This window comes from Sinosporangium album (genome assembly GCF_900100605.1).
GTDB classification, from domain to species: domain Bacteria; phylum Actinomycetota; class Actinomycetes; order Streptosporangiales; family Streptosporangiaceae; genus Sinosporangium; species Sinosporangium album.
On the sequence record NZ_FNCN01000006.1, the window covers coordinates 181,539 to 198,495 of the forward strand.

The 16,957-nt window shown below is 70.0% G+C and carries 12 protein-coding genes; 3 read left to right on the top strand and 9 right to left on the bottom strand.

Annotated elements, in window-relative coordinates:
• Positions 1–33: 33 nt before the first annotated feature.
• Positions 34–3,906 carry a carboxypeptidase regulatory-like domain-containing protein gene (locus tag BLQ73_RS08510; RefSeq protein WP_093169820.1) on the bottom strand — a complete coding sequence of 1,291 codons (3,873 nt, stop codon included), beginning with the start codon at positions 3,904–3,906 and terminating at the stop codon, positions 34–36.
• A 642-nt stretch (positions 3,907–4,548) separates the two neighbouring features.
• Here BLQ73_RS08510 and BLQ73_RS08515 point away from each other — a divergent pair.
• A complete protein-coding gene (locus tag BLQ73_RS08515) occupies positions 4,549–5,295 on the top strand; it encodes an acetoacetate decarboxylase family protein (RefSeq protein WP_093169821.1) in 747 nt (248 codons plus the stop codon).
• A gap of 2 nt (positions 5,296–5,297) precedes the next feature.
• Here the strand turns inward: BLQ73_RS08515 and BLQ73_RS08520 are convergent, their stop codons facing one another.
• The 7 genes from BLQ73_RS08520 to BLQ73_RS34520 form a co-directional block, all read right to left on the bottom strand.
• Positions 5,298–6,386 (bottom strand): M20 family metallopeptidase, encoded by a 1,089-nt coding sequence (locus BLQ73_RS08520; RefSeq protein ID WP_218125671.1) that lies wholly within the window; start codon positions 6,384–6,386, stop codon positions 5,298–5,300.
• 65 nt (positions 6,387–6,451) lie between these two features.
• Positions 6,452–7,333: a glycosyltransferase family 2 protein gene (locus BLQ73_RS08525; RefSeq protein WP_093169823.1), complete on the bottom strand. Its 882-nt coding sequence runs from the start codon at positions 7,331–7,333 to the stop codon at positions 6,452–6,454.
• Positions 7,334–7,511: 178 nt separating this feature from the next.
• Complete coding sequence (locus tag BLQ73_RS08530) at positions 7,512–8,279, bottom strand: CDP-alcohol phosphatidyltransferase family protein (RefSeq protein WP_093169824.1); 768 nt, start codon at positions 8,277–8,279, stop codon at positions 7,512–7,514.
• The gene (locus tag BLQ73_RS08535) at positions 8,257–9,297 is read right to left on the bottom strand and encodes an iron-containing alcohol dehydrogenase family protein (protein WP_093169825.1); all 1,041 of its coding nucleotides are present in this window, start codon (positions 9,295–9,297) and stop codon (positions 8,257–8,259) included. The genes BLQ73_RS08530 and BLQ73_RS08535 overlap by 23 nt, the downstream gene beginning before the upstream one ends.
• A gap of 73 nt (positions 9,298–9,370) precedes the next feature.
• Positions 9,371–10,105, bottom strand: coding sequence for a phosphocholine cytidylyltransferase family protein (locus BLQ73_RS08540; protein ID WP_093169826.1), 735 nt, complete (start codon positions 10,103–10,105; stop codon positions 9,371–9,373).
• A 131-nt stretch (positions 10,106–10,236) separates the two neighbouring features.
• Positions 10,237–10,860 carry a DUF5941 domain-containing protein gene (locus tag BLQ73_RS34515; RefSeq protein WP_093169827.1) on the bottom strand — a complete coding sequence of 208 codons (624 nt, stop codon included), beginning with the start codon at positions 10,858–10,860 and terminating at the stop codon, positions 10,237–10,239.
• Positions 10,857–12,323 carry a CDP-alcohol phosphatidyltransferase family protein gene (locus tag BLQ73_RS34520; RefSeq protein WP_093169828.1) on the bottom strand — a complete coding sequence of 489 codons (1,467 nt, stop codon included), beginning with the start codon at positions 12,321–12,323 and terminating at the stop codon, positions 10,857–10,859. Before BLQ73_RS34520 ends, BLQ73_RS34515 begins: the two co-directional genes overlap by 4 nt.
• Before the next feature lie 199 nt (positions 12,324–12,522).
• On the opposite strand from BLQ73_RS34520, the gene BLQ73_RS08555 reads away from it, so the two are divergent.
• A complete protein-coding gene (locus BLQ73_RS08555) occupies positions 12,523–13,974 on the top strand; it encodes a bifunctional cytidylyltransferase/SDR family oxidoreductase (protein ID WP_218125682.1) in 1,452 nt (483 codons plus the stop codon).
• 25 nt (positions 13,975–13,999) lie between these two features.
• On the opposite strand, the gene BLQ73_RS08560 is transcribed toward BLQ73_RS08555, so the two are convergent.
• Positions 14,000–15,019, bottom strand: a complete 1,020-nt coding sequence (locus BLQ73_RS08560) for a glycosyltransferase family 2 protein (RefSeq protein WP_093169830.1) — start codon at positions 15,017–15,019, stop codon at positions 14,000–14,002.
• A 104-nt stretch (positions 15,020–15,123) separates the two neighbouring features.
• On the opposite strand from BLQ73_RS08560, the gene BLQ73_RS08565 reads away from it, so the two are divergent.
• Positions 15,124–16,746 (top strand): LCP family protein, encoded by a 1,623-nt coding sequence (locus BLQ73_RS08565; protein ID WP_093169831.1) that lies wholly within the window; start codon positions 15,124–15,126, stop codon positions 16,744–16,746.
• Positions 16,747–16,957 lie beyond the last annotated feature (211 nt).

The window sequence follows — 16,957 nt, forward strand, 5'->3', positions numbered from 1 at the left end:
GGTCTTCGTCGCTCGACTGAGGGAGTGCTCGCCTTACGGAGCAGCGGTCTTGTCAGGCCGTTCGGTGATGCGGACGGCGTTGACGAGAGGGCTGCCGCGCTGCCCGACGAAGCGCAGGTTGAGCTGGCCGTCGGTGACCTTCACCGTGTAGCGGCGGGTCGTGGCCGTGTGAGCGCCGACGGACTGGGCGAGGTCGAGGACGGGGACGACGAGCCGCCCCTCGGCCGTGACGGCGAAAACGCGCTGACCGGGGCGTGTGTCGCGGGTGTCGGCGAAGCCGAGTTCGATGGTGTAGACGCCGTTCGGCACCTTGTCGAAGCGGTATTCGAGCATCGCCTCACGCGCGGTCTTGAACAGCTCCTGGTCGGTCGTGCCCTGGATCGGCCCCTCGAAGGTGTGTGTCGTGGTCTCGGCTCCCATGTAGCCGTGGCCGCCCGGCGTGTAGGCGCGGTCCGCGGTCCACCGGTCGCCTGCGGCGTCCGTGATGTCCTTGGTTCCGCCGACGTCAAGGGCGATCTGATGTTGGGGCACCACCACGGTCACGGGGATGGACAGCCGGGGGTTGCCCGCGCTCGCGGACCGCACCACCAGCTCCCCGGCGCGGAACGAGCCGGGCGCAAGCCCCGCGCCGCTGCCGTGGACGGTGACGGTGACCGACGCGCCGGGCGCGAGTTCGCCGCTCCGCGGGGAGGCGGTCAGCCAGCTCTGCGCGGCGTCGCTCTCGACGGTGTACGCGGTCGCCGCGGTGCCCAGGTTCGTGAGGGTGACCGTGGCGCTCCTGTTCGCGCCTCCGGGCGCGACCAGCTCCACCGCCGTCGTGTCGGCGCTCACCCGGCCGGTGACCAGGCCGATGTCCGTGGCCATACGGGTGCCGAGGCCGACGATCACCTGCCTGCCGACCGTCCCGTAGTCCGTTTTCGACGCCGTGATCCGATGCTCGCCGGGCGGCGCGTAGGCGACATACGTGCCGTCCTCGCCCGTGGTCGTCTCCGCCACGTCGCCGATCTTGACGGTGGCCCCGGCCAGCGGACGCCCGTCGTTGGCGTCGGTCACGGTGCCGCGCACCAGCCCGTGCCGGGTCGGGGCGAAGGTCAGGCTCCGGCCCTCGGCGAGCACGGGCTTGTTGAAGGAGTAGAGGAAGGCGTCGTTGTCCGCCTTCGTGCCCTCCAGGCCGACGGTGGCGCTGGCGCCGCCGGTCAGCCCGCCGGCCGGCCCGTCGGCCGCGCCACGGTAGCGGAACCCGATCGAGCCGTTCTCCCCCAGCAGCGCCGCGAACGACACACGCTTAGTGGGATCACTCTTGAAGGTGACGTTGCGCCATTCGATGACATACGTGCGGTCGGGGATGAAGCCGGTGGTCGCGGTGTAGATGCCCGCCTGGTCGTCCACCACGACGTCATCCCAGAACGGGAAGATCGCGGCATCGTTGATGTTGGTGGTGGGTAGCCGCCAGTTGAAGGCCCGGGATCGGGGATCGACGGCGGAGAAGAAGTTCACGAAGCCCACCGGCGAGATCGACGCCTTGGTGTAGGTGCCGTTGTAGAACGGGAAGGCGAACGGCAGCGTGACGGAAATGGGCGTGTCGGGCTGCGTGGCGAGCTTCTCCGTGCCCGCCGCATAGGGGTGTGCGCCCTTCACGCAGCTATAGCCGAAGAAGTCCGTACGGCGCTGCATGGCGATGTCCTTCACCACGTCGCCCGCACCGGCGGCCGGCGCGGCGGCAACGGGCCCGGTGGTAGCGGGCGCGGTGGTAGCGGGCGCGGTGATGGCCGCGGTCGTGGCTCCGCCGCAGCTCGGGGCGGGCGAGGTCACCTTCACCTCGTGGCCGCCGCCCTCGGGCAGCGGCAGGCTGTAGCGGCCGTCGGCACCGGTGACGGCGCTGTCCGGCGCACCGGACACGCGCACCGTCGCCCCCGCCTCGGGGACGCCGTCGAGGGTCACCGTGCCCGACACCGTGCGCGCCGCCGAAGGCGCCAGCGTCACGTCATGCACGGCCGTCTGCCCGGCCGTGACGGTGACGGTCGCGACGGCTTCGCCGTACCCCGCCTTCCTCACCGTCACCTGGCGGGCCCCCGCCGCCAGCCGCGGGATGCGGAAACCGCCGTCCGAGGCGGTGACAACCGTACGGCTCCCCGCCCCGGCCACCGTGACGCTCGCCAGGGCGACCGGCGACCCGCCGGCGGTCACGGTGCCCGTCAGGCCGCCGGCCGCCTCGGCGGGAGCCGCCTTCAGCGCCGCGTAGACGTCGAGGCGCCCCTCACCCCACACGTTGTTCTTCGCCGGAGTCCCGCCGCAACTCGTGTCGTCCACGTCGACCGCGGTGCGGTCGAGCAGCGCGCGGGTAGCAGGCACGTCACGGTAGAGACTGGGAACCGCGGACCACATCAGTGCGACCGCGCCGGCCACATGCGCCGCGGAGAAAGACTGGTCGGTCCACGTCCGGTAGCCGTTGCCGGCGATCGCCGTGCGCACGTTGACGCCCGGTGCGGCGATATTCGGCTTGATCTCCCCGTTCTCCCCCGGCCCACGACCAGAGCCGGCGTTGATCGCGTTGTTGGCGTCGAACGTGCCCACGCTGTAGCCGTTGGCGTACTGCCCCGGGGAGAAGCTGGAATTGCACGCCTGGCTCCGAGGCCCGTTGTTCAGCGCGGGGAAAATGCCGGCCGCGACCCACGCGTCGACGATCTCCTTGTACCAGCGGTGATAGCCCGGAACTCCTCCGGACCTGTCCCCCGGGGTGCCCCACGAATTGGTGATGACGTCGGGCGCGAGATCCGGCCGCGGATTCCCACCGGTGAGATCCGTGGGGGCCAGCATCCACTGCCCGGCCGCGAGCAGAGAGCTGAAATAGCAGTAGCCTCCGTCGCAGCCCCTGGCGGTGATCCATTTCGCCTCCGGCGCGACACCGATGTCGTCGCCGACGCTCCCGCCCACCATCAGGCTCATCTGCGGGGTGCCGAAACCATAGCCATTGCAGCTCGGTGAGATGGTGCACACATCGCACGGGGCGCCTTCACACGTCCCCATGGCGTCGAACCAGTTGTAGTTGTGGTCCACGCCTCCGTCGGCTCTCTTGCCGCGATACTGCGCGGCGAGAGCCGGGTGGTCGAACTGCACGCCGGAGCCGATGTTGCCCACCACGATGCCTTCGCCGCGGGTCTTGAACTCACTCCACACCTGCGAGGCGCCGATCCGCTCGATGTTCCACGCCACCGCGGCGGCGGCCTGCGCCCGTGCCGGGCTCTCGCCCTTGGGGCCGTCCGGCTCGACGCCGGCCGCGCTGTTCCCCGGGCTTTTCCCCGGGCTTTTCCCCGGGGCGTTCACCGGGCCGTTCGCCAGGACGATGTCGGGTTCGATCCGCTCCACTTCGGGAAGTGCGGCGATCTCGGCGGCGAGTGCGGCGTCGCCGGTCACATGGACGGCGTTCACGATCCACAGCGGCGTGAACCGCGCCTTGCGGGCCGCGAGCAGTGTGCGCAGCCCCGCTTGGGACGAGGCGGCGAAAGCGGTCTTGGCCTTGTAGACCTGCGCGCCCTTGTCGGCCCGGGTCGTGGCGGCCCGGGCGGCGTTGAGATCGGCGCCGCCTTTCAGCCGCACCAGGAAACCGGTCTTGCCATCGGCCGTGCGGCCGTCAGCCATACGGCCGTCAGCCGTACGGCCGGGCGAACCGCCGGCCTTGGCGTTCGGCTTGGTGTCGGCCTTGCTGTCGGCCTTGCTGTCGGCCTTGGCAACGGCCTTCTCGGCCGCCTTCAACTCGGCCAGGAGGCTCCTGTCGATTTTGTCGTTCCCGGGAGCGGCGGGGGCGGCAGCGGGGGCTGCGCTCGCCACGCCCTGGGGGATGAGCAGGGTGAATGCGGTGACGGTTCCTAAAAGGATGGTTCGCCACCGCCGGGGGGTGCGCGGCACGCGATCTCCTTCAGGCCGAAGCGCGACGGAACATCGGAAAATAAGATCTGTCAACCATGCGGAGAATGGTGGATCGATCCTAGTCGGCATTTCAACCTGTGGACCGTTGGAAAATCACGCTTATTGCAGATTTAAGGTTGCGGGAGCGTTCTAAACATTACTCCGGAGCGCGAGGGAATCCCGTTGAAAATGGGGCCCATTTCGCCGCCCACTTCACAGATAAAGAACTCCCGCCAAAGGGTAGCATCGGCGTCGGGTGCCCTTCGCAGTGGACACCACCGCCAGCGGTTTACGGTGATATGCCGACCGCCATTGGGTCCGTCCATTCCCTGGAGAAGCCCCAGCTCATTCGGCACGGGATAATGAGAATACGTAAGGCCGCGCCTTTCAATGGCGACGTCGCAGGCCGCGTCGGCGCACACGGCGGGGTACACGGCGGGGTGCACGGCGGCTCACGCAGCGAGATGCACGGCGGCGCACATGGCGGGGCACCAGGCCCACCCCCTGCCCCATGGGCCCCACGCCCCGCGAGCCGCCCCTCCCCAACGGCGGAACGCCCGGCTATATAGGACGACACGACACACGAAATGGCCACATGCCGGAGCCGTGGCGTACGGTCCCCCCACTTGATGTACTGGAGGCATGGCACGGCATGAGATCCAAGGACGCACGATCACGACACCGGTGCGCGTACACGCGGCCTCGCTCTACAGCGCCTCCTATCTCGTGCGCGCCGACCCGGCGCGGGCTGTCATCGCCTACTCCGGCCTCGACGTCACCGAAGTGGTCCCCGGCAAGGCCCTGTGCAGCCTCCTGTTCGTCGACCACACCGCCGGCGACCTCGGCTCCTACCACGAGTTCGGCGTCTGCTTCGCCGTACGCCCTCCCGGGGCGCCCCGCGCGCCCGGCGGGAGGCGGCTCACCGCCGGTCTCGACGACATCCGCGCGTACGGCACCGGCGCATTCGTCCACTGGCTCCCCGTCGACCAGAGCCTCACCCTCGAAGCGGGCCGCTCGATCTGGGGCTACCCGAAGGAACTCGCCGACATCGACCTGCGCCTGAACTCCCCCTACAAACGCTGCGTCCTACGCACCAACGGCAGACTTGCCCTCGATCTCCTGATCCGCCCCGGCATACCCACCCCGCCGCCGGTGGTTTTGCCCCCGATCGACACCTACACCCACCACGACGGCATCACGCGCCGCGTCACCATGCGCCTCTTCGCCCGAGGCGTCCGCGCCCGCCCCGGCGGCGCCCACATCCGCCTCGGCAACCACCCCATCGCCAAAGAGCTCAGCGAACTCGGCCTTCCCCGGCGTCCCCTCTTCACCGCCACCGCCGGCCACATCTCCATGCTCATCGACGACGCCGTCCGCGTCTTCCCCTGACGTTAGAGATTTTCAAGGAATTCGACGAGCGCGCGATGGTAGGAAGCGATCGAGGCGATGTCCACATATTCATCGGGGCCGTGCTGACCGGCTCCGGTCACACCGAAAATGACGGCCTCCATGCCCCGCTGATAATAGAACCGGCCGTCCGCCGCGCCATGCTTCCTGAGAAAATCCCCTGAATACCCTTGCCTGCGGGCGGCCTCTTGAAGCGCCCGCACGTCGGGATTCGACGGGTCGGCATAGTGCGGCGGATCGGCCTGAACGACGATCGGCGTGACACCTGGCTCGCAGAACTTCGACAGGTGGGCGGCGAGTTCCTCCCGAGTCCGCCCGTTGAAATCTCCGTCCTCAGGGGTGAACCGGAAATCCAGCCACGCCTCCGCACGGTCGGGGACCTGGTTTCTGGCGGTGTTCGGCGTTGTGACACGGGAAACGTTGACCGTGGTGCGCCACACCTCCTCCGCAGCGATCGGATAGGCCGCAATGACCCGGTCCAGGGTGCGCCACAGCTTGACGGCGGCGTTGTCTCCGAACCACTGATACGCGCTGTGGGCGCTGCGTCCCTCCGCCCGAAGGTCGACGACGGCCATGCCTTTCGACTCGGTCACCAGGCACAGGTCGCTCTGCTCTCCGATGACGATGAAATCGCCCGCCACCCCCAGGCCGAGCTGGTGGGCCGTCCCGTCGTATCCCCCGACCTCCTCATCGGTCACGAGCTGCAGCCCCACCGCGTACGGCAGACGCCCCGCCACCGCGCGGAACACGTCGGCCATCACCAACGCCGACACCTTCATGTCCTGCGCGCCCCGAGCGTAGAGACGCCCGCTTTCACGCCGGGGCGCGAACTGCTCGGGCGCCGCGGGGACGACGTCGAGATGGCCGTTGAGTATCACGCGGAACCGTTCAGGTCGCGCCGCCCCCGCGTAGACCAGGGCACTGGGTCTGCCGTTCGATGTGAAATGTTCAACGGTGAATGCCGACCCGATGTAGCCGAGCACGAAATCCAGCGCCCGGCGCAGCTCCTCTGGGCGTTCCGCGGTCGAAGGTATCGCGAGCAGTTTCTCCACCGAGGTCAGAAACGCGTCCACGTCCATTCCCTCATCATCCACCACCGCGCCCGGGGCATTGTGCGAATGCCGCGGACCGGCGGGGGTCACACGATCGGCGGGCGGCCGAGTTTGGCCATGCGCCAGGCGGTGGCCCAGGACATGGGGCGGCGTTCGCCGGCGGGTTCGCGGAGTCCTTCGCCGAAGCCGCGGAACCAGGCTTTGAGGGACGAGGGGGAGCGCTCACGCAGCAGCGTGAGGGCGATCCAGTCGAGGAGGTAGACGGCGGCGAGGGGCCAGGGGAGGTTGCGGCGGGCGAGCCAGACGCGGTTGCGGGCGTTGAGCCGGAAGAACTGCGCGTGGCGGGTAGGCGGCACCTGGGGGTGGTACATGACGGTTTGGGCGTCGTATTCGATGCGGTAGCCCTCGCCGAGGAGCCGCCAGGCGAGGTCGGTCTCCTCGTGGGCGTAGAAGAAGTTCTCCGGTTGGCCGCCGACCTGGAGGTAGGCGGAGCGCCGGATGGCGCACGCGCCACCGAGGAAGGTGGTGACGGGTGAGGAGCGTTCGGGGTTGCCGGCGCGGAGGCGGGGCACGTGGCGGCGTTGGCCGTTGCCGCCGTCGGGGTCCATGACGCGGAAGGAGATGACGGCGAGGTCGGGCTCTTTGGCGAACCGGTCGCGCACGTGGGCGGCGACCCTGGGGCTGGCATACCACCCGTCGTCATCGAGGAACAGGACGATGTCGCCGGAGCATTCCTCGACACCGCGGTTGCGCCCGGCAGGGATGCCGGTGTTGTGCTGGAGCCGCACGATCTTGATGGTGGCGGCGCTCCCGATGCCCGGCGAGGCGTTGAGTTCGGGAACGTCGGCACCGTTGCCGACGATGACCACTTCGACGTCGCCGTCGATCTGGTCGAGGACGGAGGCGACCGCCCGGTCCAGCTCGGCGACCCGGTTGCCCATGGTGAGGATGACGCACGAGATCTTCAACGTGTCATCGTCCTGACGCGTCGAAAGGACCTGCGAAGCATTCTTCCATGATCACCAAGTCTGCTTGATGTGGCAATTCCGGGATGGATTTTCTTGCCGATTAGCGTATCGGAACCCGCAGCCGCCCCCCGCCAAACCGGCTGTTCGCCGGAGGGCGGCCGCGGGTTCCGAGGAATTCTCACTTGAGCCGCCGCGACGCCAGAATGCTCACGAGGTGCAGAATGAGCTGGAGTCCCGCGATGACGGCGCAGGCCACGGTGAGCAGCCGGGTGGCGGCGAGGCTTCCCGTCGCGAGGTCCCAGAGGGCGGCGACCACCACGATGAGCGATAGCTCGACCGCCTGGATGACGCGGTGGAACCGGAACGCGGCGGCGATCTTGCGGGCGGTCCCCAGCCCTCGGGACTGGAACTGCTCGGCCGACGTCTCGGTGGCCGCGATCAGCCCGGACCGGGCTCGGGCCACGTCGACGAGGTCGGTCTCGGCCTTGATGAGGATCGCGCCGAGGGCCGCGGCGAAGCCGAGCACGGTGTACCAGTCGGGCAGGGTCTCCGACGCGCGGAAGCCGAGCCCGATCAGCAGGGCCGCCTCCGCGAAGTAGTGGCCGACCCGGTCGAGGTAGACGCCGGTGATGGAGGTGCGCCCGGTCCACCTGGCGAGCTCGCCGTCGGAGCAGTCGAGCAGGAGGTAGACCTGGATGAGCAGCGCCGCCCCGAGCGCCGCCCAGAGGCCGGGCAGGGCCAGCACAACCCCGGCCAGCAGGCCGGACACGATCATCAGGCCGGTGGCCTGGTTGGGCGTGATCGGCGTACGGGCCAGCGCCCATGTGACGTAGATGGACAGTTTGCGCATGTAGAGCAGGCCGGCCCAGTGTTCGCCGCTGCGGCGGTCCATCGTCGTCTGCGGCTGGGCGACCGCGCGAATCTCAGCGACCGACGGCGCGGACATAGTCCTCAACCCGATCACGCACCTCGGACTCCGAAAGGCGCAGGTGTTCAAGGATGGTGTAGCGGCCGGGCCTGGTCGCCGGGGCGTGCATGACGGCGGTGGTGAACTGCTCGGCCGAAAGGCCCACGTCGCGCGGCGTGACCGGGAGGGAGTGGCCGCGCAGGCAGTCGACCACCTGGGTGAAGCGCTGCTCGTCCCGCCGGAGGAAGAAGCAGAAGGCCGCGCCGATGCCGGCGAGTTCGCCATGGTTGGAAGTGCCTGGATATAGCTGATCCACGGCATGAAGGATCTCATGGTCGCCACCGCTGGTGGGACGTGAAGATCCCGCGACGACCATGGCCACGCCGGAGAGGATGAGCGACTCGGCCAGCACGGTCAGGAACGCGTCGGACTCGATCGAGTCGCCGCGTCCGATGACCGCCTCCGCGGCGGTGCGGGCCATCGAGCAGGCCAGCCCGTCGATGGGTTCTCCGCGTTCGGCCGCACCCAGGTGCCAGTCCTCGATGGCCGACAGGTTGCTCACCACGTCGCCGACGCCGGACCGGACCAGGGCCGGGGGGGCGTCGTGGACGAAGTCGAGATCGACCATGATCGCCAGGGGCATGGGCACGCCGAACGACCCTTTGCCGCCCTCGTGGACGAGCGAGGCCACCGGCGAGCAGATGCCGTCGTGGGACAGGTTGGTGGCGACGGCGACCATGGGGATGCCCGCGAGCGACGCCGCGTATTTGGTCGCGTCGATGGTCTTGCCGCCGCCGATGCCGACGACGGCCTCGTAGGCGCCTTTGCGCAGGTCGGCCCCGAGCGAGACGGCGGCGTCCACGGACCCGTCGGGGACGCGGAACACCTGGGCCTCGCCGAGGGAGGGCGCGATCACCTTGGCAATGTGATCGCCCTGCCCGGCGCCGACCGCCACGGCCACCCTGCCCGAGGTGGCGACTCTGCTGTCGGCGAGCAGCGAGCCGAGTTGCGCGACCGCGCCCCTTCTGACCTCCATCATCAGAGGCGCGGGGAGCATCCTCGCTAGAATCGGCACACGACCTCCTTCACCGGCATGTTCACCGGTCCGGTGACTCCGCCGACCAGTAGCGCTAGTAGCGGCACGCGATCTCCCTGGCCTTGGCGAGGTCGTCGTGGTTGTCGACCTCGACCCAGTCGACCCTGCCGATGGGCGCGATCGAGATCTTCTCTCCCCGGGCCACCATCTCGGCGTAACCGTCCTCGTAGTAGAGCTGCGGGTCACGCTCGAACGTGGCCTTCAGCGCGTCCGCGAGCCGCTCGGCGGCGCCTGGTCTGATCAGGGTCGCACCTATGTATTCCCCGGCGGCCTCCGCGGGGTTCATGAGCTTGGTGATGCGGGCGAGGTCTCCCTCGGGGGTGAGGGTGACCTTCATCTCCTCGTCGGCCAGCACCTTGACGTTGTCGACGGCGAGCAGCACGTCGGAGGTCACCGGGGCGGACAGGAGGGTCTCCTCGACCGACACGGGGTGCACGGTGTCGCCGTTGACGAGGAGCGCGCCCTCACCGAAGTGGTCACGCGCGCACCACAGCGAGTAGGCGTTGTTCCACTCCTCGGCCTTGTCGTTGTGCACCAGGGTGAGTTTGACGCCGTGGCGGCGCTCCAGCGCCTCTTTGCGTTCGTGTACGGCTTCCGCCGCGTAGCCGACGATCACCACCACGTCCCGCAGATCGACCGCCGCGAGGTTGCGCAGCGAGATGTCCATGATCGTGGTATCGCCGTCGACCGGCACGAGCGCTTTCGGCAACGTGTCGGTGTAGGGCCGCAGGCGTCGTCCGGCACCGGCGGCCAGCACCATTCCCAGCAAGGTGCACTCCTCATCCGAGTGATGTTCAGGCCCCAAAGGTTAGTTGTCTTTGAGTGCAGATCGTGTAATGCACTCTCCGTCAACCCGTGCCGTCGCAGAACGTCAAGACCCAAAAAACAATGCGAAGTGCCCTAATCGTGCGCCCCCAGATCGGCCGCGTCCACACCCGTTCTGGGTGCCGCGAGCCAGCACGTGGTGCTTTCCCAGGCGAACAGCCCCCACAGGTATACCGCCAGCAGCACGAACACCGCCGTCACCCACCCGGCGAGGGCGCCGAGGGAGACCAGCAGCATGCGCCCCTCCCACCCAAGGCCGAACGTGGCGAGCCAGGACGGCGGGTACACGTGCTGCCGAACCCGATAGACGATGTCGTAGTGGTGGAAGGCCATCGCGCCGAGCAGCAGCAGGATCAGAATCGGCGGCACATCGTGGGCGAAGCCGACGGAGGCGATGAAGCCGTACTCGGTGAGGCGGAGGATCGGCGGCACGAGCCAGTCGAGCCTGCCGTCGTGCCGGTGGGAGCTGCCCGGTCCGGCGAGCAGGAGCGCGACCGCCGGCGCGAAGACCGCGAGGCCGTCGCTGCCCGCCACGCCGACGGCGAGCAGGATGCCGGTCACGAAGGCCCCGGCGAGCGCCGGCGGCAGCGGCGGCAGTTGCCCGGCCACCAGGGTGCCCATGGCCTGGGACAGCGCCCCGTCGTCGCGGTAGGCCACCACGGAGCTGCGCGGCACCGGAGTCATGTGCACGGAGATCATGCCAGGGACCTCGCGATCCGCCCCGTGAGGCTGTAGAGGGCCGCCGCGCCGCCCCAGACGAGCAGGGCCGCGAAGGTGACGTAGGCGTTGAAGAAGGCCGCCGTGACGGCGATGAGCAGCATCCGTTCGCCGATCGGCAGCACGATGACCTTCTTGAGCCTGCGGGTGAGGCCGTCGCGCTCCAGCCGCCCGGAGAGGCGCACGATGGCGTTGCCGTCTCTGCCGCTGCGTGCGGGGATGTCCTCGGGCACCAGGATGGAGGTCGGCGGCCGGGCCCAGGATCCGGCGTCCGCGACGGCTCCGCCGTACGAGAAGTCGATCATGTGCCTGAGCATCTGCAGGATGAAGGCGGCCACGGCGAGCAGCCAGACCCCGCCGCGGGAGGAGTCCATCGAGGCGCCGGCGTAGCCGACGGCGAGCCCCACGTAGACCACGTATTCCTTCACCCTGTCGAAGGTCGCGTCGAGCCAGGCCCCGAGCGGTGAGAAGGACATCGTGTAGCGTGCGAGCTGGCCGTCGACGCAGTCGAGCACGAAGGAGCCGAGCAGCAGCAGGGCCCCGGCGATCTGCGCCCCGCGCGAGCCCGCGGAGAACCACACGGCGGCCAGGAAGGCGAGCCCGACGGAGAAGCCGGTGACCGCGTTGGGAGTGAGGCCGATCAGGGCGGCCAGTTTCACGAGGTGCCTGGACCACGTGCTGACGCCGTACGTCGCGAACACGCCGTCGTCGGTCTTGACGGCGGCCGCGAGCCGCGCGGCGCGCTCGTCGACCTCGGCGAGGCGCTGGAGGGCGAGGTCGGCGGAGCCCTGGTTGACGACGCGGTCGGCGTGGAGCTCGCCGACCGCGGCGGCCCGCACGCGTGTCCCCGACCGCACCAGCCCGACCAGCAGGAGGTCTCCCACCTCGGACCCTCCCACGGGGCCGAGCCTGCCGGTCTCCACGAACTCCGCGAGCTCCGTCGCGACCGCGGCGAGCCCCCCGAGATCGGCGACCCCCACCTGGATCGCCCCTCGGAACGTGCCGTTGCCCCCCTCGACGCGGTGGAACGAACTGCCGGCGGACACCACGTGCCCGCCTTCTACGCGCACGGCGGGCCGCAGCGGGCCGGGCGCGGTGGGGTCCAAGGCCACCAGGGCCGCGGTGGAGCGCGCGGGATGCCGCAGGAGTACGGCGAGGGCCCCGGTGTGCGCGACGAGATCGCCGGCGACTATCAGCACCGGCCCGCTCGCCGTCTTCGCGGTGTCGGCGACGCTGCGTAGGTCGTCGGCCAGGCTCGGCGACCACGAGTCGCCGCCGGCCGGGGCTCGGGCGACGACGTGTACGGCTCTCACGGGAAGCGTGGCGAGTTGGTCGGTGAGACGTCGGAGCAGGGTGCCGTCCCCGCACGTCAACTCCGCACCGGGAGTTGTCGCGAGCACGAGCGCCGCGGTCGAGGATTGGTCACTGCTCGGGGACTCGGGCACGTCGCTCTATCTCCTTGGACTCGGGCGGGATCGCCGTCCGGACTGGGGAGCTGTGCGCACCCAGCGTAGCGATATGTTGACCCGATATCACGGGTGTGCGGTGACGTTTCACGCGCGATCGGGTAGTTCATGCGACACAACCATCGATCTCTGAGGATTCACCTTGGCCGTAGCTGAACCGCGTCTGCGCACCGTCGGAGTGATCCTGGCCGGTGGAGTGGGACAACGGGTGGGATCGAGCACCCCCAAACAGCTCATCGAAATTGCCGGTCGCCCTATCTTGGAACACACACTCGCACTTTTCGATGCGGCTCCCGAGATCGACGAAATCGTTGTGCTGATGGCTCCGGGTTTCACCGGGGACGTCGAAGCTCTGGTAGAGCGGGGCGGTTACCGCAAGGTGCGCCGGGTCGTCGAGGGCGGCGCCAGCCGTACGGAGTCGACGTGGCGGGCGCTGCAGGCGCTCGGGCCGCAGGAGTGCGACGTGCTGCTGCACGACGCCGTGCGTCCCCTGCTCGAACCCCGCATCATCACCGAGTGTGTCGAGGCGTTGAAGACCTACTCCGCGGTGGACGTCGCGATCCCGAGTTCCGACACGATCCTGGTGGCCGAGCCGGGGCCGCGGGGCGAGCTCATCAAGGACGTCCCCGAGCGTTCACGTCTGCGCCGGGTGCAGACACCGCAGTGTTTCCGGCTCTCCGTCATCCGTGAAGCGTATGAGCGGGCCTTCGCCGATCCCGACTTCGACAAACGGCCGCCGACCGACGACTGCGGCGTGGTGCTGCGCTACCTCCCCGATGTGCCGATCTACATCGTGCCGGGCAGCGAGCACAACATGAAGGTGACCCATCCGGTCGACATCCACATCGCCGAGAAGCTGTTCGAGCTCTTCCCCGTCCGGGCTCCGCGCCCCTCCTCGCAGGCCGTACGGGATGCCCTCGCGGGCAGGACCATCGTGGTGTTCGGCGACGGCCGCGGGGTGGACGCGCGGATCGCGGACCTCGCGCGGGGATACGGCGCGGAGGTGTTCGCGTTCTCCCGCGGCCGGGACGACTCGCACGGCCGTGACTCCCCCGGTGACCCCCACGGTGCCCCCCACGGCCTGTACGGCGTGCGCGTGGAGGACCCGCGGGCGGTCGCGGACGCGCTGGCGCACGCGGCCAAGGAGACAGGTCGGATCGACTGCGTGGTCAACGCCGCGGCCGTGCCGTACAGGGGCAGCCTGGCCGAGGCGTCCGACGCGACGGTCGCCGAGACGCTGGGCGTCAACATGCTGGGCCCCGTCAACGTCGCGAAGGCCGCGTTCCCGCACTTGAAGGAGACCCGGGGGCATCTGCTGCTCTGCGCCGCCGCTCCGCACGCGCGGGGGCGGGCGGAGCAGAGCCTCCAAGCGTCGTCCATGGCCGCGGTGGTGCGCCTCACGCAGGCGCTCGCCGACGAATGGGCCGAGTACGGCGTGCGCGTCAACTGCGTCGACGTCGAAGGCGGGGGCGCTTCGCCGCTTGGGCGTCCGTCCGGCGCCCCGGCGCCGGGCGACGTGGCGCGCACCTCCCTGGAGGTGCTCGCCACGCGCCTCACCGGCCAGGTCGTCGCCGGAGCGAGCGTCGACGGGGCGGACGTCGACGGGGCGGACGTCGACGGGGCCGGCTGAGGCCGGGGCGTCAGCGGGGCCGACGTCAGCGTGGTCGGCTGAGGCGGGGCGGGCTGGTCAGGAAGCCCCAGCCCCACGACATGTGCATGGTCATGTAGACGACGGGCAGGCGCGCCAGCGCGCCCGTGGGAAGGCCGCGCCCGGTCAGCACCGTTCCGGCGAGCACAGCGGCGACATAACCGCCCGGCAGCAGCGCGGCGGGCCAGAAGAGAGGCGTGGCGGCAAGGCCGAGAAGGATGGCGAGCACCGCGAGCGGCGGCGCGAGATAGCGCAGGTTGATCGTGCCCTCGTGGGTGCGGGCCACGACGCGCCGCCACCGTCCGTAGTGGAAGTATTGCTTGGCCAGCGCCTTGACGCTCGGCCGCGGCCGGTAGGTCACGCGCATGCGCGGCTGGAACCACACCAGGCCGCCGGTCTGGCGGATGCGGTGGTTCATCTCCCAGTCCTGGGCCCGCTGGAAGTGCTCGTCGTAGCCCCCGACGCGGGCGAGCGCCTCACGGCGGAAGACGCCGAGGTAGACCGTGTCGGCCGGCCCCTCCTCGCCTCCGGTGTGGAAGCGGGCGTTGCCCACCCCGATCCTGCTCGTCATGGCCCTCGCCACCGCCTGCTCGAACGGCGTGACGCCCTCGGCCGCCATGATGCCGCCCACGTTGTCGGCGCCGGTGCGCTCCAGCGTCTCGACCGCCACCTGGAGGTAGTCCGGCGGAAGCATCGCGTGGCCGTCGACCCGGGCCACGATGGCGTTGCTGGAGGCCCGGATGGCGGCGTTGAGGGCGTTGGGTGTGCGGCCCGTCGGGTTGGGCACCACGACCACGCGCGGGTCGTCGGCCGCGATGGCGTCGGCGACCTCCTGGGTGCGGTCATGGCTCGGCCCGATGGCCAGCACGACCTCCATCGGCCCGTCGTAACGTTGCGCGAGCACCTGGCGAACGGCCTCGCGCAGGTGGCGTTCCTCGTTGAGGACCGGCATGACGACGGAGATCGGGGGCCAGACGCGCGTCTTGGCGGACGGGGTCGGCATGGGCGAGTCGGGGAACTGCTTCATGGCTCCGCTCACGCTACTGTACGAGCGGGTGGGGATCGCAACCGAAAGACCTCGGCTCCCGCGGTCTCACAGGCCCACGAGTCTCAGGGTGAGGGGGGCACCGGATGCGTGACTCGCATGGCGGAGGGGGATCTCCGGCCTCCGAGGGGGCCTCGGGCGGGGCCGGCTCCTCACGCGACGGCGAGGAGCCTCTCCCGGAGTCGGGCGTCCAGGTCGGGGGCGACGGCTACGGCGGCGTGCGCCTGGGCGGGCAGCAGCCCCAAGGCATGCGCGCCCTGCGCAAGAGCGCACGCGCGCGACGGCGCAACCTGATCCTGGCGGGCGCGATGTCGAGCGTGGTCCTCGCCGGCTCCGCCGTGCTCTGGGCGCTGCCGAACTACGCGGCGAGCCAGATCGGCTCGGTGGACGCGGGCGTCGCGGGCTCGCAGAGCCAGGGCGCGATGAACATCCTGCTCGTCGGAGTCGACAAGCGCGACAACCTCACCCGCAAGCAGCAGAACCAGCTGAAGCTCGGCCGTGAATCCGGGCAGCGCACCGACACCATGATGGTGGTGCACCTGTCCGAGGACCACTCCAAGGTGACCGTCGTCAGCCTGCCCCGCGACACCTGGACCACCATCCCCGGCAAGGGCGAGCACAAGATCAACGCCGCCTACCAGCTCGGCGGCGCCAACCTCGCCGTCGACACCGTGGAGAAGGCCACCGGGCTCACCATCAACCACTACGTCGAGGTCAACGTGCTCGGCTTCATCGAGGTCGTCGACTCCCTCGGCGGCGTCTCCGTCTGCACGCCGGTCGCCATCAACGACCCGAAGACCGCGCTCGACCTCGCACCCGGCACCTACCAGCTCGACGGTGTCAAGGCCCTCGCCTTCGCCCGCACGCGGGCCACCGCGCGTTCCGACCTCGACCGCATCGACCGGCAGCAGCAGTTCATGTCCGCTCTGCTCAAGCAGGCGCTCAGCGGCGACACCCTCACCAACCCCGCCAAGCTCGCCGGGTTCATCGACTCGACCCTGAAGACCTTGACGGTCGACCGCGAGCTGGCGGGCGACCTCGTCGGCCTCGCCGACCAGCTCCGGAGCATCTCCACCGACGACGTCTCCTTCGCCACGGTGCCGATCGCCGACAGCGACTACCGCAGCCCCACCGGCGAGTCCGCCGTGCTGTGGGACAAGCCCGCCGCCCGTGACCTGTTCCGGCGCATCAACGCCGACGAGCCGCTCGTCCCCGGCGCCACGCCCTCCGGCTCGGCGAGCCCGTCGGCCTCCGCCGGTCCGTCCTCCGGGCCGACCGCCTCGCCGTCGCCGACGCCTTCCCCGACCGCGCTGAACGTCCCGCCCGGCCGCATCACCCTGCGCGTCCTCAACGGCACGCCCATCTCCGGCCTCGGCGCACGCACCCGCACCGCCCTCGTGCAGGCGGGGTTCCTCATCCCCGACAAGGCCGGTGACACCCGCCGCGACCACACTCAGACCATCGTCCGGTACGGCCCGGGCCAGCTCGACGCCGCCCGCACCGTCGCCGCCTCCCTCCCCGGCTCGGAACTCCGCGATGTCGACATCGACGGCATCGAGGTCATCATCGGCCGCGACCAGCCCGCCGTCGAGAAGGTCAGCGTGACCGGCCCGCCTCCCTCCAGCACCCCGTCGGCGGCGCCGGCCACCCCGACCCCCACCACGACGGCGACGGCCCGGACCGCCACGCAGAACATCTGCAAGCAATAAAGTCGCGGGGCGTGCGCGGGAGGCGCCGATCCGCCGCGGGCGCGTGCGGGGGCATGGCGTTGAGCGGCTCCGCCGTACGCTCCGCCGTACACGGGGTGATGGGTATGCGTGCCGCGCCGGTCGCACGTCGAGGGTCGCGCTCCCAGGGAAATTCCTCTATTTAGATGAAATGTCAAACGTTACCCTTACATTACCCCGGCTCTCATGCCCC

Excerpts from the sequence above, each read along its gene's own strand:
- BLQ73_RS08530 (WP_093169824.1), bottom strand. The coding sequence starts at position 8,279 with ATGTCCGCGCCGTCGGTCGCTGAGATTCGCGCGGTCGCCCAGCCGCAG.
- BLQ73_RS08565 (WP_093169831.1), top strand. The coding sequence starts at position 15,124 with ATGCGTGACTCGCATGGCGGAGGGGGATCTCCGGCCTCCGAGGGGGCC.
- BLQ73_RS34515 (WP_093169827.1), bottom strand. The coding sequence starts at position 10,860 with ATGATCTCCGTGCACATGACTCCGGTGCCGCGCAGCTCCGTGGTGGCC.
- BLQ73_RS08515 (WP_093169821.1), top strand. The coding sequence starts at position 4,549 with ATGGCACGGCATGAGATCCAAGGACGCACGATCACGACACCGGTGCGC.
- BLQ73_RS08535 (WP_093169825.1), bottom strand. The coding sequence starts at position 9,297 with ATGCTCCCCGCGCCTCTGATGATGGAGGTCAGAAGGGGCGCGGTCGCG.
- BLQ73_RS08560 (WP_093169830.1), bottom strand. The coding sequence starts at position 15,019 with ATGAAGCAGTTCCCCGACTCGCCCATGCCGACCCCGTCCGCCAAGACG.